The following is a 22,247-nucleotide window of genomic DNA, read 5'->3' as shown; positions in this document are numbered from 1 at the left end:
GGGTCAGGGCAGCAGGCCGTCCAGGAAGGTGTTGCTGTAGATCCGGCTGGGGTCGTACTTGTCGAGGATCGACAGCGCGGTGTCCCAGTTGCTGCCGGACGGCTGACCGGTGCGGTAGGCGGCCGGGACGGTGGTGCCGAGGATGGTCGGGTCGGCCCAGGCGGCGGTGCCCGAGTAGGCCCAGCCCTTGGACCACTCGGGGCGGACCGCCGCGTAGCTGCCGGTGTAGTTGGAGAGCACCCACTGCTCGGTCTCCCGGTAGAACTGCTGGGACTGCGGGGTGCCGGGGATGGTCAGCAGGTCCATCCACACCGCGGTGTCCCAGGCCGGCTGGTCCGGCCGCGGGCGCAGCGCGCTGAGCAGCGGCTGCACCGCCCCGGAGACCCCGCAGTCGGCCGCGTTGTCCAGGCCGGTGACCCGGACCTCCCAGGGGCCGTTCATCGGGTACTGGCCCTGGTTCTGATAGGTGGTCAGGGCGTTGTTGAGGTAGGTGTAGAACTCGCTGACCACGCGCTGGACGTCGGCCCGGGCGCAGAGGATGGCGTAGCCGTTCGCGGTGACCTGCAGCGTGGTCGGCCTGACGTAGAGCTGGGAGTTCTTGGCCCAGCCCCAGATGTCCCAGGTGCCGGTGACGATCAGCCCGGAGCCGACGATGCTCATCTCCAGGTTCTCGAAGGTCGGCGTGACCGAGACGTCGCCGCCGACGATGTCGGCGATCAGGGTGGACTCCTGGGTGCTGACGGAGTCGGCGAAGGTGAACGGGAACGGGCTGTCGTTCTCCTTGGAGAACAGCGGCTTGCTGGGGGTCACCGTCCAGACCTTGAGCCAGGGCACGGTGGTGAAGGGGAACCAGATGGTCTCCACCCGCCCGCTCTTGTTCACCAGCGAGGCGAAGGAGCTGGACCCGGCCGAGGCGGGCGGGGCGAACAGGGTTCCGACGTTGGTGGTGTAGGTGGACTGGCAGCGCAGCCGGACGTTGGCGCCGACCCGCAGGGTGGCCTCGGTGACGAAGGCCCGGCCGAGGTGGACCAGGAACGCGGCGATGTCGGGGTCGCTGCGCTGGAAGGTCTTGAGGACGTAGGCGCTCTGGGTGGAGTCCCAGACCACCGCGGTGAGCGAGGTGACCAGGTTGCTGACGGAGCCGAAGGTGTGCCCGGTGGTCAGGGTCTCCCCGGTGGCCGGGACGGCGCTGCCGTGGCCGTCGATGGCCAGTACGCCGCCCAGGCTGAGGTCGCCGGGGGCCGGGGTGTGGATCAGTCCGTAGCCCGAGTTCTCCAGCGCGGTGAGCAGGTTGAGCATGGAGATGCCGGCCTGGGCGGTGACGCTGGCGGGGCTGCCGCTGTTGACGGTGACCGCGGTGAGGTGCTGGGTGGTGTCGACCAGCAGGATGTTCCCGGTGGCGCCGCTGGGCTCCAGCAGCGGGGACCAGCCGTGGCCCATGCCCTTGGCGCGGATCTTCCAGCCCTGGGCGTGGGCCCAGTTGGCGAGGGTGACCACGTCGGCGGGGGTGGCCGGCGCGCAGGTCCACTGCGGGCTGAGGACGATCTCGCCGGACCAGTTGCTCCATGCCTGCTGGTAGACGCTGATGCCGCTGGGGAACGAGGGCGGGGCCGCGGTGTCCGCCTCGGCGGGGGTGACCCTGAACGCTGGTGTCCAGGTGAGGCTGGACAGTGCGGCGGTGGCGCCGGCGGCGCCGAGAAAGGTGCGGCGGGACAGGCGGCTCGGCTGATCGGATGTACCCATGACGAAACCTCCGCGGAGAGGTTGGGCATGCCCGGCGGGGCGGTGGAGGGCATGCGGAATCAGCGTGGGGGCGCTGTGCGGAGCGCTGGGGGCGCGCGGGCGCGCGTCCAGCACGGAGGCGGTGCGGGCACTCCGTGGAACCGTGGTGGTGGCGCACTGCGGGCGGCGGTCCGGTCCGGTGGTCCCGGGTACCGGTCGGACGGCCGCGGCGGGTGCGGTGGGGAGAGGATCCGTCCCTGACCGCGAGAAGTCAATGACGGTGCGTCAGATCTGATTACCCGTCAGTTAACTTGGAACGTCTGGGAGACGGTGGCGAAGTAGGTGGTTCCCTGGACGCTTCTGCTGCTCGGGGCGGATACCCAGAAGTCGAAGGCGCGGCCCTTCTCGATCCAGCAGAGGTCCTTCACGTCGCGGGCGCCGAAGGCGTCGTCCGAGTAGCCGTCCCAACTCCACTGCCAGAAGGCGGCCTTGTTGGTCCCGTGGAACGAGGTGGACGTGACGCTGCTGTTGCGGAAGCCGGGGTTGGTGGTGGGGCCGTCGGCGTCCTGCTGCTTGATGCTGGCCAGCACGCCCTCGGTCGGGACGGGGGTGGGGTGCACGCCGATGCGGTAGGCCCGGTCGGGGGAGATGTAGAAGATCCGGCCGGAGTCGTCGGTGCTGCGCTTCCAGCCGTCCGGGACGGCGAGGGAGAAGAGGCCGGAGGGGTCCTTGCGCAGGGTGAAGCCGGCCGGAACGGCGTTGGCGGCGGTGGAGCCAGTGGATCCTTCGCTGGGCGTCGGGCGGGCGGAGGCGTGTGCGCCGGACGCCGCAGAGGACGCGGAGGACGCGGAGGTGGACACGATGGGTGTCACCGGCGCTGCGACCCCGCTCGGCGTGCCGGTCGAGGCCAGCACCACGGTCGCCGCGGTGGCCGCGGCCACCAGCACGCCGCCGGCGGCCAGCAGCACCCCGGTGCGCCGGTGGCCACTGCGCTGCCTCCCGGGCGGATCGTCGGCCACCGGCCCGGCGACGGCCCCGACCTCGACCACTGTGGTCGCGGCGCGTTCCGGTCGCCTGGCGGGCAGCCCCCGGGGCCCGGCCCCGAGGGTCGCCGCGGTCGGCGAGGCGACCATGGCCCCGCGTTCCAGGAACAGCCGCAGCAGCCGCACCGCCTCGGCCGAGCCCAGCCGCCGGGCCGGATCGCGCTCAAGCAGTCCGGCGACCACCGGGGCCAGCGGCTCGACGCTGGCCGGCAGCAGGATCTCCTCGTACAGCACCGCGTACAGCACGCCTGACATGGAGTCGCGACGGAACGGCGAGCGGCCCTCCAACATCGTGCACAGCAGCACGCCCACCGACCACAGGTCCGACTCGGGACCGGCGGAACCTCCCTCGGTGCGCTCCGGCGCGGTGAACTCCGGCGAGCCCAGGAAGGCGCCCTGCTCGGTGAGGGTGGAGCTGCCTTCGACCCGGGCTATGCCGAAGTCGGTCAGCACGATCCGCCCGGTCCCGCGCTCCAGCAGGACGTTGTCGGGTTTGACGTCCCGGTGCAGCACGCCCTTGGCGTGGACGGCCTCCAGTGCGGAGAGCACGGCGAGGCCGATCCTGGCCGCCTCGCGCGGCGGCAGCGGACCCTCGGCGGCGAGCCGGGCGCCCAGCGAGTCGCCGTCGACCAGCTCCATCACGATGCACGGCTCGCCGTCCTGCTCCACCACGTCGTGGATGCCGACCACCGAGGGATGGCGCAACTGGGCCACGGCGCGGGCCTCGCGCAGCGTGCGGGCCCGCTGCTGCTCGCGCTCCTCCGGGGAGTGGTCGGTGCGCAGGTGCACCTCCTTGACCGCGACCTGACGGTCCAGCACATCGTCCAGGGCCCGCCACACCGTGCCCATGCCGCCGCGGCCGAGCCGGGACAGCAGCCGGTAGCGGCCCGCCACCAGCCGGCCCTCGCCGACCTGCCCGCCGGTGTGCCCGCCCGCGTGTCCGTCCGCCTGCCCGCCGGTGTGCCCGCCGGTGTGTGCGTCCGAAGCCCCGTCCGTACTCCCCATGGCGGACATCATCGCGCATCGGCGGTGCGGCAACCGCCTCCGGTCAGCCGTCGCCGAGCAGCCGGGCCAGGCCGGTGGGGGAGAGCAGATGGCGCAGGGCCAGCCGGCCGGCGCCCTCGACCCCGGCGCGTCCGGCCAGCAGCGAGGTCTCGATGGCCAGGCTGCGGGTGGCCAGCGGCAGCGCCCGCCGGTAGACCACGCCGCGGATCTCCGCGAGCAGGTCCTCGTGCAGCTCGGCCAGGCTGCCGCCGAGGACGATCAGGTCGGGGTTGTGGAAGCTCACCGCGGTGGCCAGCACCTCGCCCAGCCGCTGTCCGGCCAGCCGGACCTGACGCCGGGCCAGGGCGTTGCCCTCGCTGCTGAGCCGGACCACGTCACGGGTGGTGAGCACGTCGCAGCCGGCCTCGCGCAGCGCCGCGACCAGCGCGCCGCCGGAGGCCACCGCCTCGATGCAGCCGGTGTTGCCGCAGTGGCAGGGCACGTCCTCATGGCCGGGGACCCGGACGTGGCCGATGTCGCCGGCGGCCCCGGAGGCGCCGCGGTGCAACTCGCCGCCGGAGACGATGCCGCAGCCGATGCCGGTGCCGACCTTGACGTAGAGCAGGTGCCGGACCGCCTCGCGGTGCGCGTACTCGCCGAGCGCCATCAGATTGACGTCGTTGTCCACCAGCACCGGCGCGTCGTAGCCGTCGGCGAAGAAGGAGGGGATGGGATAGCCGTCCCAGCCCGGCATGATCGGCGGCCGGACCGGGGTGCCGGTGGCGAAGTCGACCGGTCCCGGTACGCCCAGGCTGATCGCCCGGACATCGGAGGTCTTCCGGCCGCACTGCTCCAGCAGGGCCCGCAACAGGGTGTCGACCCGGGTCAGGATCGGCACCGGACCCTCGCCGATGCCGATGCTGGCGGCGGTCTCGGCCAGCGGGGCGCCGCCGAGGTCGGTGAGCAGCACCCGGCAGTGGGTGGCGCCCAGGTCGACCGCGACGACCGCACCGGTCAGCGGGTTGAGCCGGAGCGTCAGCGGGGGGCGGCCGCGGGCCGCGCCCGCCGGCTCGCCGTCCAGCAGCAGCCCGGCCCCGATCAGGGTGTCCACCCGCTGCGACACCGTGGCCCTGGACATGCCGGTGGCGGTGGCCAGGGCGCTCCTGGTCCCGGCGGCGCCGGAGGCGACCAGCCGGGCCACCTCGCTCAGCACCGCGTACTGCCGTGCGTCGATCGTGCTCATCCGTCCCACCCGCACCGCATGCTCGGCCCGATATTTATGCCAGAAGTTAGCGTAAATCACGTCATTGTCAAGCGGATACCAGCGGGATTACGGTTCTGACGTATCGGAAAGGAGCCGCGCTGTGATGCACGGTCAACTCCGGGTCGCCATCGCCGGAGCAGGCATGGTCGCCCGGGTCCACGCGGACGCCGTCCGACGGGCGGGGGCCCGACTGGTCGGGGTCTCCGCCTCCACCCCGGAACGCGGCAAGGCCGCCGCCGCCGAACTGGGCGCTGAGCGCGCCTATGACACCTCCGAGGACCTGGTCGTCAGCGACGAGGTCGACATCGTGCACATCTGCACGCCCAACGGACTGCACCACCCGCTGGCCGAACTCGCCCTGCGGGCCGGCAAGCACGTGGTCTGCGAGAAGCCGCTGGCCACCTCGGCGGCGCAGGCCGCCGAACTGACCCGGCTCGCTGCCGAGCAGGGCGTGGTGGCAGCGGTGCCGTTCGTCTACCGCTACCACCCGATGGCCGCCGAGGCCAGGGCCCGGGTGCGGTCAGGGGCGCTGGGCGCGGTGCACCTGCTGCACGGCCACTACCTCCAGGACTGGCTGGCCGACCCGGCCGACAGCAACTGGCGGGTCGACCCGGTCGTCGGAGGACCCTCCAGGGCCTTCGCCGACATCGGCTCGCACTGGTGCGACCTGGCCGAGTGGATCACCGGGCACCGCATCACCGAACTGGTCGCCTCCACCGCGACCGTCCACGGCGAGCGCAGCGCCGCCATGAGCGGCACCTTCAGCGCACCGGCCGCCGGCGGTGCGGGAGACCGGCAGGCCGCCACCACCGAGGCTGTGACTACCGAAGACGCCGCCCACCTGCTGTTCCGCACCGACCGGGGCGCCACCGGCTCGCTGCTGGTCTCCCAGGTCTCGCCGGGCCGCAAGAACCGGCTCTGGCTGGAGGTCGACGCGGCCGACGCCAGCGTCACCTTCGACCAGGAGAACCCGGAGACACTGCTGCTCGGCCGCCGCGCGAGCACCGAGGTGCTCAGCCGCGACGCGGCCCTGCTGGCCCCGGACGCGGCCCGGCTGTCCACCGTGCCGCCCGGGCACCCGCTCGGCTACCAGGACTGCTTCGCCGCCTTCGTCCGCGACGTGCACGACGCGGTCCGCGGCGGCGAGGTCCGCCACCCCGGCTTCGCGGACGCCGCCCGCACCGCGGCGCTCACCGACGCCGTCCTCGACTCCGCCCACACCCGCTCCTGGACCGAGGTACCCGCATGAAACTGGGATTCCTGACCGCCTGCCTGCCCCAGCTCACCCTGGAGCAGATCGTCCCCTGGGCCGCCGCCCACGACTACGACGCGCTGGAGGTGGCCACCTGGCCGTCCACCGGGTCGCGGGACTTCGAAGCCAGCCACCTCGACGTCGCCGCCCTGGACCAGGACGGCGCCGAGCGGGTCAGGGCACTGTTCGACCAGCACGGCGTGGAGATCTCCGCCTTCGCCTACTACGAGAACAACCTGCACCCCGACGAGCGCCGCCGCGCCGAGATCGCCGAGCACCTGCGCCGCAACATTGACGCCGCCGCCCTGCTCGGCGTCCCCTACGTGGGCACCTTCATCGGCCGCGACCCCGGACGCTCCGTCAAGGAGAACATCGCCGTCGGCGACAAGGTGCTGCCGCCGCTGGTCGACTACGCCACCGAACGCGGCGTCAAGCTCATCATCGAGAACTGCGTGATGGAGGGCTGGCACCCGGACGGCTACCCGGGCAACCTCGCCTACTCCCCGGAGCTGTGGGAGTGGATGTTCTCGCTCGGCTTCTACCTCAACTACGACCCCTCCCACCTGATGTGGCTCGGCATCGACCCGGTCGAGGCGCTGCGCCCCTACGTCGACCGGATCCCGCACGCCCAGGCCAAGGACGCCCAGCTGGACCCGCGGGCCCGCACCCGCTACGGCTTCTTCGGCAAGACCCTGGAGCGCGACAACCCCTGGGACGTCGGCTGGTGGCGCTACCGCGTCCCCGGTCTCGGCGACGTCGACTGGCGTGCCGTGGTCGACACCCTCTACGAGGGCGGCTTCACCGGGACGCTCTCGGTCGAGCACGAGGACCCGGTCTGGGGCGGCACCGAGGAGAAGGTCAAGCAGGGCCTGATCGTCGCCCACCGCACCCTGCGCCCGCTGATCGTCGCCTGACCCTGCGCGGCCGACCACCTGCAGCTGAACCCCTGCAGCTGAACCCCTGCACGTGAACTCATTGCCCGGATCCGAGCGGTTCCACCTCCCTTCCTTCACTGTGTCCCGAGGAGCGCACCAGAGATGACCCACCCCCTCTCCGTCCAGCTCTACTCCGTCCGCGAGCTGATCTCCGACGACCGCGACGGCGTGCTGCGCCGGATCGCCGAGGCCGGGTTCGGCGCGGTGGAGCCGTTCCGGCCCACCGACGACCCGATCGGCTTCCGCAAGGTCGCCGACGACCTCGGCCTGTCCGTCTCCAGCGTCCACGCCATGGACCTGCTCGGCACCGACACCGAGGCCGACGCCGTGTTCGACGCGGCCGCGGTGCTCGGCACCGGCATGGTCATCGTCCCGGCCGGTATCGCCGAGGAGGAGTTCACCGGCACCGAGGGCCTGACCCGGGCCGCGGACACCCTCAACGCGCTCGCTGAGCGCGCCGCCGGCCACGGCCTGCAGCTCGGCTACCACAACCACTGGTGGGAGTTCGAGCCCCAGGTGAACGGCCGTCACGCGCTGGAGGAGCTGGCCGACCTGCTCGACCCGCGGGTCTTCCTGGAGGTCGACACCTACTGGGCCGCCGTCGGCGGCGCCGACGTCCCGCTGGTCCTCGGAGGTCTCGGCGACCGGGTGAAGGCGCTGCACGTCAAGGACGGTCCGATCGTCAAGGGCGAGCCGCACACCGCGGTCGGCGCCGGTGCCATGCCGGTGCCCGCGATCCTGGCCGCCGCCCCGGCCGACGCCTGGCGCATCGTCGAACTCGACAACTGCGCCACCGACATCATCGACGCCATCGCCGACAGCCGCCGCTACCTCTCCGCCCTGGAGGCCCAGGCATGACCGCCCGCTCCGGACCCGTCGGCGTCGCCCTGGTCGGCGCGGGCGTGATCAGCACCCAGTACCTGAAGAACCTCACCACCTTCCCGGACGTCCAGGTCGTCGGTATCGCCGACCTGGACACCGAGCGGGCCAGGACGGCCGCCGAGGAGTACGGCGTCCCGTTCTCCGGCGACCTGGACTCGGTGCTGGCCCGTCCCGAGGTCGAACTGGTCGTCAACCTGACCATCCCGGCCGCCCATGCGGCGGTGGCCCGGGCCGCGCTGGAGGCCGGCAAGCACGTCTACGGCGAGAAGCCGCTCGCCCTGGACCCGGTCGAGGGGGAGAAGCTGCTCGCGGAGGCGGCGACTCGCGGCCTGCGCGTCGGGAGCGCTCCCGACACCTTCCTCGGCGCCGGTCTGCAGAGCGCGCTGCGGGCCATCGCGGCCGGTGCCATCGGCACCCCGGTCGCCGCCAACACCGCGGTGATGAACTTCGGTCCCGAGCGCTGGCACCCCAGCCCCGAGTTCCTGTTCCAGTACGGCGCGGGTCCGCTGTTCGACCTGGGGCCCTACTACCTGACCGCGCTGACCGCGCTGCTGGGACCGGTGGCCCAGGTCGCCGCGACGGCCAGGCAGGGCCGGGCCGAACGGGTCATCGGCTCGGGCCCGAGGGCCGGCACCGGCTTTGCGGTCGAGGTGCCCACCCACGTCACGGCGCTGCTGGACTTCGAGCGCGGTGCGACCGCGGCGACCACCTTCAGCTTCGACTCGGCGCTGCCCCGGATCCAGTTCGAGGTCACCGGGACCGAGGGGACCCTGGAGATCCCCGACCCCAACACCTTCGACGGGGTGCTGCGGGTGCGCGGCGGCGCCGACGAGGACTGGCGCGAGCTGCCGGTCAGCGGGACCACCGCGGGACGCGGCATCGGCGTCCTGGACATGGCCCGCGCCCTGCGCACGGGCGACCCGCACCGCGCCTCCGGCGAACTGGCCCAGCACGTCCTGGAGACCATGTCCGCGGTCACCGAATCCGCGGCCGCAGGCGCCTTCCGCGGCGTCAGCTCCCGCTGCGAGGCGCCCGAACCTTTGGCGGAGAGCTGGTCCCCTCTTGAGGCCACGCTGGGCTGAGGACGGACGTCGGCTGCGGACCGTAGTGGGTTTGTCGCGCAGTTCCCCGCGCCCCTTGGGGTCTGCAACTGGCTCAGTTGCAATCAGCTGGGGGCGCGGGGAACTGCGCGGTCAACCATCTACGGTCCGCAGCCGACATCCCCCGGGCTACCCCCGTTCGGCTTGAGCGACCAGCGCTGCCATGGTGTCGGGCCAGTCCGCGGTGATGCCCGGACCCATCTCGGGGCCGAGCTCGTCCGCGTCCGGGCCGACGATCTCCATGCTGTAGACGACGCGGATGCGCTGGGCGTCGATCGGCTCGATCGTGTGGTTGGTGCGGAAGACGTTGTCGCCGAAGTGCGCCTCGTCGACGAAGGACTGGTTCTCCTCCGTCGCCGCGATCCGCATCTCGATCGGCTCGTCACCGGGCGGCGTCATGATGATGGTCGACCCCGCCGCGAACGGCCCCTGCAGCTCGACCTTCTCGATCTCCGCGTTCCAGGAGCCCCAGTTCGCCACATCGGCCCACAGCCGCCAGATCGCCGCGCGGTTCTCGGCGCCGGTCTCCACGCTGTGCTCGTACGTCCACATCTGCGGTCTCCCCGTGGTCGGTGTCTGTGCGCACAGGCTATAGCGGCCGCACGGTCCCTGACGGAGCTTCAGTCACTCGCCCCGGCAGGGCCGAGCAGCGGCAGGACCGGGATGGTGTGGTCCTGCCAGATCAGGCGGGAGGTCTCCTCCGGGTAGGCGGTGACCACCGGCTCGGCGTCGAAGACCTGAACCAGCCGCTGCCCGGTGTCGTACCCGGGCCAGCCGGGGTCTCCGTGCGCGGCGAACGCCGCCCAGGCGGCGCGCATGCGGGCCGACAGCGACTCCGCCTCGGCAGGCGGGCCCGCCCCGATCAGCGCGGCAGGATGGCCGCGGTCCAGATTGCCGAAGACCAGCGGCACGTCCAGACCGTGGCAGGCACCCATGACGCCGCCCATGCCCGGGGCGGGCCAGGCGAGCTCGTACACATGGACCCGGCCGCCGGAGGCGGACTGCTCCTCCGCGAGGCGGAGGCTCGGCATGCGGAACGCCCAGTCGGAGTTGACCAGCTCGTACAGCTGCTCAGGGCCGGCATCCGGACAGCCGTCCCGGTACCGCTGCGCGCCGTCGCTGCCGGGGGCGAAGACGCGCAGGGCGGTGGCAGCCTGATCCTCCGTCACCTGGCCGAGCAGCCCTTCGAGCGCGGTGAACAGCCGCTGCTCGTCCCGGGTGTGACCGACGAGCAGCGCGATGTCCCGGCCGGCACCGTCGGCCAGGGCCTGCCAGGGGGTGGCCGGCAGCTCCGCGCCGCCGACAACCGGTGAGAAGAGGATCGCCCGGTGCGCGATCGGACCCCAACGACTTGCCCACTGGGCCGACTTGGCGCCCACCGCGTCACCTGCGGCGGACAGCCGGGACGGGTCCACCCCGGACAGCTCGGCCGCGGTGGGCCGCAGCCCCAGCTCCGCGCTGCACGCGGCGGCGATGTCGGCGGCGAGCTCCGGTGCGAAGAAGGTGCCCTGCACGCTCTGGGCGACGGCCCGGCCGAAGAGCCCGGACGCGCCCGGCATGGCGAGCAGTGCCGCGACCGATCCGCCGCCCGCCGACTCTCCGAAGACGGTGACGTTGTCCGGGTCGCCGCCGAAGGCCCGGATGTTGTCCCGGACCCACTCCAGAGCGGCGACCTGGTCGAGCAGGCCACGGTTGGCGGGCGCGCCCTCGAAGTACCCGAAGCCCTCCAGACCCACCCGATAGTTGAAGGTCACCACGACCACGTCGCCCTCGCCGGCCAGACGCCCGCCGTCGTACTCGGGAAGTCCGGACGTTCCGATGGTGTAGGCGCCGCCGTGGATCCACACCAGAACCGGCAGCCCCGCGCCCGGGCCCGGATCCGGCGACCAGACGTTGACGGTCAGCCAGTCGCAGTCCGCTGCGTCCCGCGACATCGCGTCCATGCCGAAGGCACCGCCCTGCGGGGGCGGTGGCCCGAACGACACTGCCTCGCGTACCCCGTCCCAGCCCCGCACCGGCCGGGGCGCGGCGAAACGCAGCGGTCCGACCGGCGGTTCGGCGAAGGGGATACCGCGGAAGACTGCGACACCACCCTCCCGGCTGCCGCGCAGAGTCCCGGCCGCCGAGCGGACCTCGGGCCGGGATCCGGACCGCTCGGACGCGGCATCGCTCATGACGCACTCCCTGTACGGGCACCTGGAGGTCGATCGCAGGAGCCGCCGTCCCCCCGGACCCGTGGATCATCCCGCCGCCTCCCGGTGCACGCCAGCCATTTATCCGGCGCGGCGCGCTACTGTTGGGTTACCGAGGGCTTTTCGCGCGTTGCCGGCTGGGTGGCGTCGTCTCCGGCGAGCGACGACACCGGGCGCTCGTCGGCCCGGGGACAGGTCCGCGACGTGACCACCATCAGCATTTCCCCCGAAGCCGACCCGGTCCTGCCGCTGTCCCAGGGCGTGCGGCTCGAACTCAAGCCGACAAGTCGGATCCGAGGCCGGGTGGACGGCGCCTGGTGGCCCCGGTCCAGGGACATGGCCCAGGAGCTCCCGCCGCTGGTCGAGGTCCTGGACCGGGTATGGGGACGGATCACCCGGGTGACCGTGCACGAGGGCATGTGGCCCGACCTGCCCTCCAGGGTCCCGGTCGGCAGGCGGATCGTGCGCCTGGGCTGGTTCGACACCGAGCAGGAGCAGGCCGACCTGTCCCTCTTCTCCTACCAGGTGGGCCGCTGGAACCTCCTGGTCATCCCGCCCGAGTGCGACCCCGCCCGCGCGGCCCTGCTGATGGCGGCAGCCACCGATGTGCACAACCCCGCCGGCGCTGACGCCCTCCTCACCGCAGCGGGGTGACCTGAGCATCGGCGAACGCCTCGCGGAACGCCTCACGGTTGGCGGACGGCGAGGCGCGGTCCCGGACGGCGAAGACCACCTCGTCGAAGGCCGACCGGAGCTCCGCGCCGGGGACCAGCAGATCGCGGAAGGCAGTGGCGACCTCCGCCGGGTCGTTGGCGAACACCCCGCAGCCCCAGGCGCCGAGCACCAGCCGCCGCACCCGGTGGTGCGCGGCGACCGCGAGGACCCGTGCTGCCCGCCGGCGCAGCACCGCCCGGATCTCCGCGCCGGCACCGGGGCTGCGCCGCAGCACCTGGCCGGCGTTGGGCGCAGGAGAGGTCAGGAAGGAGACCGGGAACGGCTCGGCCAGCAGCGCGCCGTCCTCGTCGCGGATCACCGGGACGGCGGGCGACCAGATCACCCGGTCGCTGTAGAGCAGGTCGTCGGAGGCCCGGTGCGCCGCGTAGTACTCCGGGGCCCGCAGCAGGCAGTGGTACAGCAGCGCATGCCGGCACAGGTCCTCCTCCTGGGCCTTGGCCCCGCGCAGGTACCCGCCGCCGGGGTTGCGCGCGGAGGCGAAGTTCAGCACCGCGATCTCGCCCGGTCCCGCCCGGAACAGCCGCTGCGCCGCGGCCAGGCTCCCCTCGGCGGTCACCTCGATCCGGGGCCCGCCGCCGTCCGCATGCTCCGGAACGTCAAGTGGCTCCTCGGGGGAGTAGCACCGGGTCCGCTCGGCCGCGGCTGCCAGGGCCGGGCCCACCGGAACCGTCCGACCGTCGGCTGCCCGGTACTGCCCGGCTGCTGCGATCTCCTCGTTGACCGTCGCGTACTGACGGAGTCTGCTGCTCACGTCGGCCCACGCTAGGTGACGGTGTGGCAGCTGGGAAAGCCGATTTCGGCCGACCCGGGGCTCAGCGCAGCGCGGGCAGTTCCAGTCGCAGCGTGCCGGCGTCGGCGTCCAGCACGGCGGGGATGCCCAGTGGGACGGTCAGGCTGGTGGGGCTGTGGCCGAAGCCCAGTTCCCAGATCACCGGGATGCCCAGCGGGCCCAGCCGTTCCAGCATCAGCTGCCGGATCCGGTCGGGGGAGGGGCGGCAGTCCTGCCACGATCCCAGCGCGATGCCGGCCACCCCTGCCAGGGCGCCGGAGCGCAGCAGTTGGGTGAGCAGCCGGTCCAGCGCGTAGAGGTCCTCGTCCACGTCCTCCAGCAGCAGGATCGCGCCTTCGAAGCCCGGCCGCGCGAAGGGGGTGCCCCGGTCGGCGGCCAGCAGGGTGAGGCAGCCGCCGGCGGTGACGCCGGTGGCCCGGCCGGGCAGCAGGCATTCGGCGGTGGGGGAGGTGAGCAGCTGCACCGTCTCCGGTTCGAACAGGGTCCGGCGCAGCCCCTCGGCGGTGGCCGGGTCGGCCCCGAACACCGCTGCGGCGGCCATCGGCCCATACAGCGTGGACAGCCCGAGCCGGACGGCGAACGCCTCGTGAAGCGCCGTCACATCGCTGTAGCCGACGAAGACCTTGGGCTCGGCCTGGGCCGCCATCGCGGACCAGTCGAGCTGGTCGACGATCCGCTGCGCACCGTAGCCGCCGCGTGCGCAGACCACGGCGGCGACCCCCGGGTCCAGCCAGGCCTTCTCCAGGTCGGCGGCGCGGCCGGCGTCCGGGGCGGCGAGGTAGGGCAGCTCCGGGTGGCCGGCCAGCACGCTCGGCATCACCTCGACCAGCAGCCCCCAGGACTCCAGGATCGACACCCCGCGCTCCAGCCGCTCCGGGACCAGACCGCCGGACGGTGCGACGACGGCGACCCGGTCCCCGGCGGTGAGCCGGCGCGGACGCTGCAGGGGTTGGACCTCGGACACGGCTTCAGCTCCCGGTGCGGTGATCGCGGCGAAAACGTCACCGTACCCTGCGCGCGGTGCCGGAACGCCTGCGCATCGCGTCCCACCGGCGCTGCCACCAGTGCCGGTGGTCCGGGTGCATCCGCAGCGAGAGCTTCCGCCCAAGCGGCAGGTAGCCGATCACCGCACCGACCGCGGCGAGGATCACGTCGTCGATGTCGAAGGAGCGCCCCTCGACGAAGAAGTGCTGTCCGAGCTCCAGCAGCAGCACCACGAACGAGCAGATCAGCACCGTCCGGAGCAGGCCGCGGGTGCGCGGCGAGATCACCGGCAGCAGCAGGCCGAAGGGGACGCCGATGAGGATGTTGCCGCCGATCTGCAGCAGCGCCTGGCGGACCGACGGCTGGTCCAGGTAGAGCCGGATCGACGTACCCGGGTGCAGATTGGTGTGGGCGATGCCCACCGACGCCGGGGAGGGCGTGAGCGTCAGCTTGACGATCACCGCGCCGCACACCGCGAGGCCGAGCAGCGCCACGGTGCCGACGACCGCCCGCAGCAGCCGCGCCCCCAGGCTCCGGGCCTTCCGGGCGCGGGGGAGGGGACGGGGACGGGGACGGGGCGCCTTCGCGGCCGCCGGGGTGCTCGGCTGCTTCTTCGGGAGCGCCGCGCTCCGCCGACGGAACAGGTCCCGCCCGGGCATCGCGGACGCCACCCGCCGGACACGGCCTCTGCCCCCGCCCCCGCCCTTGTCCCCGCTCCTGCCCCCCGAAGTCACGTTCCCCACCGCCGCGACCGTGCGACCCATTGACCGGCCTCCTCTTGGTTCCTCGGTGACGCTACGCCCCGCGGGTGCGTCTACCCGTAGCGGTCACCTTCATGTCGGCCGTGGCCGTCGTCATCCCGCTGATCCCGGGCCGGGGGAGACCTTCGTCACCCATAAGTGTTACAAGTGCTGACGGCATATTCACCCGGCCCGTTCGCCAACTACAGTGAGGATCCATTCCGTTGGGGGAGGTGGGCTGGTGCGTGGGGATTCCCGGCTGACCGTCCTCGTCCTGGACGGGCGCAGTACGGCGCAGCTGCTTCTGGCAGGCGAGGTGGACCTCGACGCCACTCCGATGCTGGAGCGGGCGGTCGCCGCCCTGCTGCGGGACCAGGCGGTGCGGCGCATCGAGCTGGACGTCGCCCTGGTCCGGTTCTGCGACGCCGGAGGGCTCAGCGCGCTGCTGGCCTCGCACCGGATGGCCGCGCTGCGCGAGGTGCCGCTGTACCTGATCCAGGTGCGGTCGACCCTGCAGAAGGTGCTGGACGCGGCCGGGCTGGACGAACTGCTCACCCGCCCGCCCGACTAGTCGCCACGTCTTCCAGTCGCCATGTCTTCGACAAGTGAACGCTGCACAGCGTATTGACGACCCATCAGCTTCAGGCTGACACTGCGTTACGCGTTCCGGAACCGTCCATCAGCGAATTGGAAGCGCTCTCAATTCACTGAACCGAAGGAAGAAGCACCGTTCAGCGTTCACTTCCCTAAGCCTGGAGGGTTCCCCATGCGCAGAACCACCCTTCCGCGCCCTCATCGCGTGCCGTTGCGCCGCCGCACGGCGGCGCTGCTCACCGCCCTCGCCCTGCCGCTGGCGGGGGTGCTCGCGCTCACCGCCGGCTCCGGCAGCGCCTCCGCCACCGTCCCGTCCGCGCCCGCCGGTTGGACCACGGCCTTCAGCGACGACTTCAACGGGGCCGCCGGAACCGGTCTCAACACGGCGAACTGGCTCTACGACACCGGCACCAGCTACCCCGGCGGCGCCGGGAACTGGGGCACCGGCGAGGTCGAGACGGCGACCAGCTCGACCACCAACGTCTACCAGGACGGCGCGGGGCACCTGGTCATCAAGCCGGTCCGGGACGCCTCCGGCAACTGGACCTCGGGCCGGGTCGAGACCCAGCGCACCGACTTCGCCGCCCCGGCCGGCGGTGAGCTGGAGCTCAGCGCCAGCCTGGAGCAGCCCAACCCGGCCTCCGGCAGCGGCTACTGGCCCGCCTTCTGGGCGCTCGGCGCGGCTGCCCGTCCGGTCGGCGCGACCAACTGGCCCAGCGTGGGCGAGCTGGACATCATGGAGGACGTCAACGCCCTCAGCGAGCACTCCACCACCTTCCACTGCGGGGTCGACCCCGGCGGTCCCTGCAACGAGACCACCGGCATCGGCAGCGGGCTGCAGGCCTGCTCGGGCTGCCAGACCGGCTACCACACCTACTCGGTGATCCTGGACCGCACCAACACCTCGGCCGAGCAGCTGCGCTTCTACCTGGACGGCACCCAGACCTTCACGGTCAACGAGAGCCAGGTCCCGGTCGCCACCTGGCAGGCGGCGGTCGACCACGGCTTCTTCGCCATCTTCAACGTGGCCATCGGCGGCGCCTACCCCAACGCCATCTGCGGCTGCACCTCGCCCTCGGCGGCCACCAGCTCCGGCGCGGGCATGAGCGTCGACTGGTTCGCCGCCTACGAGAAGGCCGCCGGCAGCACCACCTCGACACCGACCCCGACGCCCACGCCGACCCCCACGCCCACCGCCACCGCGACCGGCGGCTCGGGCGGCGGCACCAGCTGCACCACCACCGCCGTCTCCAACATCTCCGCCGACTGCTTCAGCGCCCACCAGGGGACGGCCACCGTCCAGGCCGCGACCGGGGACACCAACCCCACCGGCGTCGACGGCAACCAGGTGGCCCAACTCAACAACGGCTCCTGGCTGAAGTACTCGGGCATCAACTTCGGCACCGGGTCCAGCCAGTTCCACGCCCGGGTCGCATCCGGTGCCGCGGGCGGCGTCAGCGGGCTGGTCGAAGTGGTCCTCGACAGTCCGTCCAACGCCCCGATCGGCAGTTTCGCGGTGGCGAACACCGGCGGCTGGTCCAGCTGGACCACGGTCCCGGCCAACATCACCAACACCACCGGCACCCATGACGTCTACCTGGAGTTTGTCTCCGGCGCCTCGGGCAACCCGCCGTACGTGAGCCTGCACTACGTCAGTTTCCCGACCCAGTAGCACCCGGCACCCACCGGTGGTGACCCCCCGGGGCCCCGCCTCCTCAGCTGGAGGCGCGGACGACCAGCTCCGAGGGGGTCACCACCGGCACCAGCCCGGCCGCCGCCTCCGCGTTCCCGTCGAAGGTCAGCTGCAGCCGGGTCAGCAGCAGTCTGGCCATCAACCGGCCCATCCCCTCGATGTCCTGACGCACCGTCGTCAGCGGCGGCGAGGCCCACTGCGCCGCGGTGTCGCCGTCGTCGAAGCCGACCACGGCGACGTCCTCCGGAACGCGCAGCCCGCGTTCCGCGAGGACGGCCATCGCCCCCGCCGCCATCAGGTCGGAGCAGGCGAACACCGCGTCCGGGGCGTCCGCGCCGCCGTTGCGGTCCAGCAGCTCCGCCATCGCCCGCTGCCCGCCCTCGGCGGTGAAGTCGCCCTCGGCGACCAGCGCCGGATCGTCCTGCGGCAGGACGTCGCGGTAGCCGGAGAGCCGGTCCAGCGACGAGGCCTGGTCCAGCGGTCCGGTGATCACCGCGATCCGGCGCCGCCCGCGCTCCCGCAGATGCCGGACCGCGGCCCTGGCCCCGCCCCGGTTGTCGGTGTCGACGTACAGCGGTGCCGCGCCGGTGGGCTCCCAGCCCGGTCGGCCGCCGTAGACGGTGGGCAGCCCCAGGCCGTCGACGATCGCCGGCAGCGGGTCGTCGTTGTGCACCGAGAAGATCAGCGCCCCGTCCACATGACCCGCCGCCAGATAGCGTCCCACCTGCGCGTAGTCGCCCGCCTCGGTCACCAGCAGCAGCACCAGCTGCACCCCCGAGGCCGACAGCTCCCGGCCGATGCCGCGCAGCTGCCGGGCGAAGAACGGGTCGGAGAAGACCCGGCTCTCCGGCTCCGCGACCACCACCGCCACCGCGTCCTGACGCCGTGTCATCAGCGCCCGCGCCGCCGGGTTGGGCACGTAGCCGAGCTCGTCCACGGCCCGGCGCACCTTGGCCTGGACCGCGTCCCGCACCCCCGCCCCGCCGTTGACCACCCGGGACGCCGTCGCACGCGAGACCCCGGCCAGCGCGGCGACCTCCTGCAGCGTCGGCCGCCAGGCAGCCCCGGTGCCCCCGCGCCGGACCCCGGCCGCCTCGCCACCAGCCTCCCCGCCGGCCTCCCCGGCGGGTTCCGCGGCCGGCCCGCTCTCGCGTGAACTCCCGCTCAGGTCTCCGGCCAGGCCGTGCTCTTCCTCCGACTGCGTCATACGGACATCATCGGCCATCGGGCCCCGGCCCCGGTCAGCCGCGATCGAAACAGCTCTCCAGCTCGTTCAGGTCGTAGAAGTAGCTGCCCCTGGCCACCGGCTTGCAGGACGGCTTGAACGCCGTCTCCTTCTCGTTGTAGAGCATCCGGACCAGGTACTGGCTGCCCTTGCGGTACAGGTCCCACTGCACGTTCGCCGCCATCGGGGCGACGGTCGCGCCGCGCCAGGGGTTGTCGCCGTAGCTGTAGGGGTGCTCCAGGGTCGCCGACGCGGCCTTGGTGCTGCCGGGCAGGCCCAGCAGCACGGCCAGCGGCTCGATCTCCTCGGCGTGGGTGAAGCGCAGCACCGCGCCCTTGTCGCTGCTGCCGTCGGCCTTGTCCTCGACCTGCGTGAACAGGTCGTCCAGCAGGACGTTCGCCATGTCGTAGGTGATGGTGCGCCCCTGGAAGGCCGGGCCCTTCTGGTAGAACTCCTCGGCGTCGTCGAGGTAGGCGAACCAGTCGGCGTCCGCGGCGGGCAGGAAGGCGTCGAGGTCGACGCCCGGGGCCTCCACCGCCAGGTCGGGTGCGGCGCTGTAGAGCTCGTACAGCGAACGGGAGAAGGAGGTCCGGTCGTCGGCGGACATCGCGGCCGCGAAGTCCTTGCTGAACAGCCGTGAGACGACGTCGGCGGCGGCCCTGGCGGTGCCGGGCTCGCCGTCGATCTCGGCGATCACCGCGGCCAGTTCCGGGTCGCTCGCCAGGTAGGCCTGGTAGTCGGCGTTCTGCGGCTGCTTGTGGAAGTACAGCAGGTCCTTGTTGGTGACCGGTGCCTGGATCAGGCCGGCCAGCGCGGGATCGCCGCTGGTCAGGCCGCTGGTGAAGGCATTGGCGCTGGCGATGGCGCGGGCCACGCCCGAGGTCTCGACCTCGATCGGCTCCTTCTCGGCGACGATGGTGGCGAACAGCGAGGGGAGCCGCTGCTCCATCCGCAGTGCGGTCTGCTGCTGCTCCTGCACGCCCCGTCCGGAGAGGTTGCCGTAGCCGATCGCGGAGGCGCCGGCGAGCAGCGACTGCACCTGCGGCGCCAGCCGGGCGCCGAGCCGGGTCAGCGCGCCCTGGGCCTGCGCGCTCGCGAGCACCGCCAGCACCGCGTCCCCGTCGCTGCTGTCGGTCATCGCCCGCGAGCCGTGCCGGGCCACGTTCTCGGTGAAGACCGGGGTGAAGCCACGCGGTGCGGACTGGTAGCGGCTCAGGCTCTCCTGCGGGGCGTACGGCGTCTTGGTGGTGTAGTTGTGCTGCCGGGACGGCGCGGCGTGGCCCGTGCCCAGGCCCTGGGCCGAGGCGCTGCCTGCGCCGAGGGTGACGGCGGCGACGGCCAGGGTCACGGCGAGTGCGGTGCTGCAGGCGACGCTGCGCTTCATGGGGAGCGGTCCTTCGGAGCGGGGAGGCGGGGTGAACCGGAGCCTGGCCGGACGGCCGGAACCCCCCGCACCCTCACAGCCGTTGCCGAACCCGGACTGTCGCGCGGCCGTGGCCCAGGTGATCCGGAGATGAACACACCACGCTGACCAGGGCCGAACCGGAGGTTCGACGATGATCCGTCAATTTCCGTCCGGTTAACGATTCATCGCGCGTAGACGATGCGCATAGACACCCCTTGACCAGCCCCCTTGCGGCCCCTACCGTCACTTCCACCTCAACAGCGGCAGAAGGAGCGGCCCTACATGCGCGCAAGCGTGTTGAACAGACACTCGAAGACCCTGGTGACCCTCGCGGTCGGTGTGGTGGGCGGAGCGGTCGTCGCCGGCGGCGGGTTCGCCATCGCCGACACCTCGGCGCCGAGGACCGACAAGCAGATCACCAACATGACCACCGAGGTCGCGAACATCGAGGCGTACTACGGCGACACCGTGGACGCCAACGGCGAGCACTGGGCCTCCCCGTCCAGCAACTACGCGATCCAGGTCGGCGGCATCGAGGCCAAGGCCGAGAAGTACCTCGCCGACAAGATCAAGCACGACCGCTCCGGCAAGAAGGCCATCGTCCTGGACGTCGACGACACCTCGCTGTCGACGTACAACTACGAGATCGAGACGACCTTCGTCTACAACGCCACCAGCAACGCCAACTACATCGCCACCAAGACCATGCCAGCCGTCTTCGGCATGAACACCCTGGCGACCTGGGCGGAGAAGCAGGGCTACAAGGTCTTCTACATCACCGGCCGCCCCGAGACGCAGCGGGACGCCTCCGCCGCCAACCTCGCCGCCGTCGGCTTCCCGGCCGCGACCACGTCGAACTTCTTCCTCAAGAACAAGGTCACGACGCCGTCGTACATCTCCGGCTGCTCCACCGCGACCGGCGGGACCCCGGCCTGCACCACGATCCAGTACAAGTCGCAGACCCGGGCCTACATCGAGAGCCTGGGCTACGACATCGTGGCCAACTTCGGGGACCAGTACAGCGACCTCTCCGGTGGCTCCTCGGACCAGACCTACAAGATCCCCAACCCGATGTACTACCTGCCCTGATGCTCTGACGCCCTGATGCTCTGAGCACGGACGAAGGCGCCGCCCCGGTCCTGGTGGACCCGGGCGGCGCCGTCCGTTGCAGGCGGGGCGCCGGTCAGTGCCCGGCCGGCTCCGGCCGGGCCATCCTGGGCAGTCCGAAGCCGAGCGCCGCCGAGACCACCAGTCCCGCCGCGGTCAGGCCGAGGGTCCAGCCGGTGGCGTGGACGAAGCCGCTGCTCGCGGCCCAGCTGAAGAAGCCGGTGCCCAGCGCCGCGACGCCGATCGAACCGCCCAGCTGCTGCACGGCGTTGAGGACGCCGGCGGCCGAACCCGCCTGCTGGTCGGTGACCCCGGCCAGGGCGATGTCAAAGAACGGCGCCATCAGCAGCCCCATGCCCAGACCGGTGACCGCGAGCCCGGCGATCAGGTCCCAACTGCTGATCTGCAGGCCCCAGTGGGCGTACGAGGCCCACAGGCCGAGCACGCCGACCGTCATCACGGCCATGCCGGCGTGCAGCACCCGGCGCCCGTACCGGGGCCCGAGCACCGCCCCGGACAGCCCGGCCCCGACGGCGATGCCGAGCGAGAGCGGGATCATCGTGGCTCCGGCGTGCATCGCGGTCCAGCCCTGGCCGAGCTGCATCGCCAGGGTCAGCGTGAGCATCAGTCCGGACATCGCGGCGAAGAAGAAGATGCCCACGCCGAGCGCCGAGGTGAAGGCGCGGTTGCGGAACAGGCCGGGCTCGACCAGCGGTGAGCCGCCGCCGGCCCGGACCCGGCGCTGGTAGAGGGCGAAGACCGCGAGCAGCGGCACCGAGGCGGCCATAGAGAGGTAGGTCCAGGCTGGCCAGCCCAGGTCGCGGCCCTGCACCAGCGGGTAGACCAGCAGCAGGAAGGCCGCGCTGAGCAGGAGCACGCCGGGCAGGTCCAGCCGGGTCGCGCCGGGGGTGCGGGTGTTCCTCGGGAACATCCGGGAGCCCAGGACCAGGGCGGCGATCCCCAGCGGGATGTTGATCAGGAAGATCATCCGCCAGCCGGTGCCCAGCAGGTCGGCGGTGACCAGGAAGCCGCCGAGGATCGGGCCGATCACTGAGGACAGCCCCATCACCGGGCCGAAGGCGGCGAAGGCGCCGCCGACCTCCTTGGGCGGGAACACCTCGCGCATGATGCCGAGCCCCTGAGGGATCATCATCGCCGCGAAGGCGCCCTGCGCGGCCCGTGAGCCGATCAGCATCCCGGAGCCGGAGGCCACCGCGCACAGCGCGGAGAAGAAGGTGAAGCCGGCGGTCCCGATCAGGAACATCCGCTTGCGGCCGACCAGGTCGCCGAGCCTGGCGCCGGTGATCAGCAGCACCGCGAAGGTGAGGGTGTAGGCGGCGCTGATCCACTGGATCTGGGAGGTGCCGCCGCCGAAGTCCCGCTGGATGGCGGGGGAGGCGATGCTGACGATGGTGGTGTCGAGCAGGTCCATCACCTCGGCGACCAGGACGGTGCCGAGGATCCACCAGCGCCAGCGGTAGCCGGGTGGCAGCGGACCGGGTTCGGGTTCGGGTTCGGCCGGTGCGGTGGTGCCGGTGCTGGTGGACGAGTCGGCGGTCATGGGTCCCCCTGGACGAGACAGTGGCGCGAACACCGTTCG

At 72.3% G+C, this 22,247-nt stretch carries 19 protein-coding genes; 8 read left to right on the top strand and 11 right to left on the bottom strand.

The window, feature by feature from the left end; translation table 11 throughout:
• Positions 1 to 3: 3 nt before the first annotated feature.
• From ABUW04_RS15375 to ABUW04_RS15365, 3 genes are all read right to left on the bottom strand, one after another.
• Entirely contained in the window at positions 4 to 1,743 is a 1,740-nt protein-coding gene (locus ABUW04_RS15375) for a cholesterol oxidase substrate-binding domain-containing protein (RefSeq protein ID WP_380565154.1), read from the bottom strand.
• A gap of 281 nt (positions 1,744 to 2,024) precedes the next feature.
• On the bottom strand, positions 2,025 to 3,770 hold the full coding sequence (locus ABUW04_RS15370) for a serine/threonine-protein kinase (RefSeq protein ID WP_380565153.1): 1,746 nt from the start codon (positions 3,768 to 3,770) through the stop codon (positions 2,025 to 2,027).
• 43 nt (positions 3,771 to 3,813) lie between these two features.
• Positions 3,814 to 4,992, bottom strand: coding sequence for an ROK family transcriptional regulator (locus ABUW04_RS15365; RefSeq protein WP_051726000.1), 1,179 nt, complete (start codon positions 4,990 to 4,992; stop codon positions 3,814 to 3,816).
• 124 nt (positions 4,993 to 5,116) lie between these two features.
• Here ABUW04_RS15365 and ABUW04_RS15360 point away from each other — a divergent pair, with 124 nt between their 5' ends.
• From ABUW04_RS15360 to ABUW04_RS15345, 4 genes are all read left to right on the top strand, one after another.
• Positions 5,117 to 6,262, top strand: a complete 1,146-nt coding sequence (locus ABUW04_RS15360) for a Gfo/Idh/MocA family protein (RefSeq protein ID WP_380565151.1) — start codon at positions 5,117 to 5,119, stop codon at positions 6,260 to 6,262.
• Complete coding sequence (locus tag ABUW04_RS15355) at positions 6,259 to 7,179, top strand: sugar phosphate isomerase/epimerase family protein (protein ID WP_380565149.1); 921 nt, start codon at positions 6,259 to 6,261, stop codon at positions 7,177 to 7,179. The genes ABUW04_RS15360 and ABUW04_RS15355 overlap by 4 nt, the downstream gene beginning before the upstream one ends.
• A 123-nt stretch (positions 7,180 to 7,302) precedes the next feature.
• The gene (locus ABUW04_RS15350; protein WP_380565148.1) at positions 7,303 to 8,058 is read left to right on the top strand and encodes a sugar phosphate isomerase/epimerase family protein; all 756 of its coding nucleotides are present in this window, start codon (positions 7,303 to 7,305) and stop codon (positions 8,056 to 8,058) included.
• Complete coding sequence (locus ABUW04_RS15345) at positions 8,055 to 9,164, top strand: Gfo/Idh/MocA family protein (RefSeq protein ID WP_380565146.1); 1,110 nt, start codon at positions 8,055 to 8,057, stop codon at positions 9,162 to 9,164. Before ABUW04_RS15350 ends, ABUW04_RS15345 begins: the two co-directional genes overlap by 4 nt.
• A gap of 147 nt (positions 9,165 to 9,311) precedes the next feature.
• Here ABUW04_RS15345 and ABUW04_RS15340 read toward each other — a convergent pair whose 3' ends face one another.
• Positions 9,312 to 9,734, bottom strand: coding sequence for a polyketide cyclase (locus tag ABUW04_RS15340; RefSeq protein ID WP_380565144.1), 423 nt, complete (start codon positions 9,732 to 9,734; stop codon positions 9,312 to 9,314).
• A gap of 68 nt (positions 9,735 to 9,802) precedes the next feature.
• Complete coding sequence (locus ABUW04_RS15335) at positions 9,803 to 11,356, bottom strand: carboxylesterase/lipase family protein (RefSeq protein WP_380565142.1); 1,554 nt, start codon at positions 11,354 to 11,356, stop codon at positions 9,803 to 9,805.
• A 222-nt stretch (positions 11,357 to 11,578) separates the two neighbouring features.
• On the opposite strand from ABUW04_RS15335, the gene ABUW04_RS15330 reads away from it, so the two are divergent.
• Entirely contained in the window at positions 11,579 to 12,028 is a 450-nt protein-coding gene (locus tag ABUW04_RS15330) for a DUF5994 family protein (RefSeq protein WP_380565140.1), read from the top strand.
• Here the strand turns inward: ABUW04_RS15330 and ABUW04_RS15325 are convergent.
• From ABUW04_RS15325 to ABUW04_RS15315, 3 genes are all read right to left on the bottom strand, one after another.
• Positions 12,012 to 12,860: a TIGR02452 family protein gene (locus ABUW04_RS15325; RefSeq protein WP_380565138.1), complete on the bottom strand. Its 849-nt coding sequence runs from the start codon at positions 12,858 to 12,860 to the stop codon at positions 12,012 to 12,014. The genes ABUW04_RS15330 and ABUW04_RS15325 overlap by 17 nt on opposite strands.
• A gap of 61 nt (positions 12,861 to 12,921) precedes the next feature.
• Positions 12,922 to 13,863 (bottom strand): S66 peptidase family protein, encoded by a 942-nt coding sequence (locus ABUW04_RS15320; RefSeq protein ID WP_380565136.1) that lies wholly within the window; start codon positions 13,861 to 13,863, stop codon positions 12,922 to 12,924.
• Between the two features lie 37 nt (positions 13,864 to 13,900).
• Entirely contained in the window at positions 13,901 to 14,542 is a 642-nt protein-coding gene (locus ABUW04_RS15315) for a VanZ family protein (protein WP_380565135.1), read from the bottom strand.
• Positions 14,543 to 14,864: 322 nt separating this feature from the next.
• Between ABUW04_RS15315 and ABUW04_RS15310 the strand changes: the two genes are divergently transcribed.
• Positions 14,865 to 15,194, top strand: coding sequence for an STAS domain-containing protein (locus ABUW04_RS15310; protein ID WP_051726002.1), 330 nt, complete (start codon positions 14,865 to 14,867; stop codon positions 15,192 to 15,194).
• Between the two features lie 195 nt (positions 15,195 to 15,389).
• Positions 15,390 to 16,889, top strand: coding sequence for a carbohydrate-binding protein (locus tag ABUW04_RS15305; RefSeq protein ID WP_380565133.1), 1,500 nt, complete (start codon positions 15,390 to 15,392; stop codon positions 16,887 to 16,889).
• Between the two features lie 43 nt (positions 16,890 to 16,932).
• On the opposite strand, the gene ABUW04_RS15300 is transcribed toward ABUW04_RS15305, so the two are convergent.
• Together ABUW04_RS15300 and ABUW04_RS15295 are read right to left on the bottom strand one after the other, a co-directional pair.
• Complete coding sequence (locus ABUW04_RS15300; protein WP_380565132.1) at positions 16,933 to 18,117, bottom strand: LacI family DNA-binding transcriptional regulator; 1,185 nt, start codon at positions 18,115 to 18,117, stop codon at positions 16,933 to 16,935.
• Between the two features lie 34 nt (positions 18,118 to 18,151).
• A complete protein-coding gene (locus ABUW04_RS15295; protein ID WP_380565130.1) occupies positions 18,152 to 19,519 on the bottom strand; it encodes a histidine-type phosphatase in 1,368 nt (455 codons plus the stop codon).
• A gap of 303 nt (positions 19,520 to 19,822) precedes the next feature.
• Here ABUW04_RS15295 and ABUW04_RS15290 point away from each other — a divergent pair, with 303 nt between their 5' ends.
• Entirely contained in the window at positions 19,823 to 20,629 is an 807-nt protein-coding gene (locus tag ABUW04_RS15290; protein ID WP_380565128.1) for an HAD family acid phosphatase, read from the top strand.
• Between the two features lie 94 nt (positions 20,630 to 20,723).
• On the opposite strand, the gene ABUW04_RS15285 is transcribed toward ABUW04_RS15290, so the two are convergent.
• A complete protein-coding gene (locus ABUW04_RS15285) occupies positions 20,724 to 22,208 on the bottom strand; it encodes an MFS transporter (RefSeq protein ID WP_380565127.1) in 1,485 nt (494 codons plus the stop codon).
• Positions 22,209 to 22,247: the final 39 nt, after the last annotated feature.

Origin of the sequence: Streptacidiphilus jeojiensis, from assembly GCF_042510965.1 — a bacterium.
GTDB classification, from domain to species: Bacteria; Actinomycetota; Actinomycetes; order Streptomycetales; family Streptomycetaceae; genus Streptacidiphilus; species Streptacidiphilus jeojiensis.
This window is presented reverse-complemented; position numbering and strand designations above follow the sequence as displayed.

Excerpts from the sequence above, each read along its gene's own strand:
- ABUW04_RS15300 (WP_380565132.1), bottom strand. The coding sequence starts at position 18,117 with ATGACGCAGTCGGAGGAAGAGCACGGCCTGGCCGGAGACCTGAGCGGG.
- ABUW04_RS15370 (WP_380565153.1), bottom strand. The coding sequence starts at position 3,770 with ATGGGGAGTACGGACGGGGCTTCGGACGCACACACCGGCGGGCACACC.
- ABUW04_RS15375 (WP_380565154.1), bottom strand. The coding sequence starts at position 1,743 with ATGGGTACATCCGATCAGCCGAGCCGCCTGTCCCGCCGCACCTTTCTC.
- ABUW04_RS15350 (WP_380565148.1), top strand. The coding sequence starts at position 7,303 with ATGACCCACCCCCTCTCCGTCCAGCTCTACTCCGTCCGCGAGCTGATC.
- ABUW04_RS15335 (WP_380565142.1), bottom strand. The coding sequence starts at position 11,356 with ATGAGCGATGCCGCGTCCGAGCGGTCCGGATCCCGGCCCGAGGTCCGC.
- ABUW04_RS15295 (WP_380565130.1), bottom strand. The coding sequence starts at position 19,519 with ATGAAGCGCAGCGTCGCCTGCAGCACCGCACTCGCCGTGACCCTGGCC.
- ABUW04_RS15305 (WP_380565133.1), top strand. The coding sequence starts at position 15,390 with ATGCGCAGAACCACCCTTCCGCGCCCTCATCGCGTGCCGTTGCGCCGC.
- ABUW04_RS15285 (WP_380565127.1), bottom strand. The coding sequence starts at position 22,208 with ATGACCGCCGACTCGTCCACCAGCACCGGCACCACCGCACCGGCCGAA.
- ABUW04_RS15355 (WP_380565149.1), top strand. The coding sequence starts at position 6,259 with ATGAAACTGGGATTCCTGACCGCCTGCCTGCCCCAGCTCACCCTGGAG.
- ABUW04_RS15365 (WP_051726000.1), bottom strand. The coding sequence starts at position 4,992 with ATGAGCACGATCGACGCACGGCAGTACGCGGTGCTGAGCGAGGTGGCC.
- ABUW04_RS15340 (WP_380565144.1), bottom strand. The coding sequence starts at position 9,734 with ATGTGGACGTACGAGCACAGCGTGGAGACCGGCGCCGAGAACCGCGCG.
- ABUW04_RS15290 (WP_380565128.1), top strand. The coding sequence starts at position 19,823 with ATGCGCGCAAGCGTGTTGAACAGACACTCGAAGACCCTGGTGACCCTC.
- ABUW04_RS15315 (WP_380565135.1), bottom strand. The coding sequence starts at position 14,542 with ATGCCCGGGCGGGACCTGTTCCGTCGGCGGAGCGCGGCGCTCCCGAAG.
- ABUW04_RS15345 (WP_380565146.1), top strand. The coding sequence starts at position 8,055 with ATGACCGCCCGCTCCGGACCCGTCGGCGTCGCCCTGGTCGGCGCGGGC.
- ABUW04_RS15360 (WP_380565151.1), top strand. The coding sequence starts at position 5,117 with ATGCACGGTCAACTCCGGGTCGCCATCGCCGGAGCAGGCATGGTCGCC.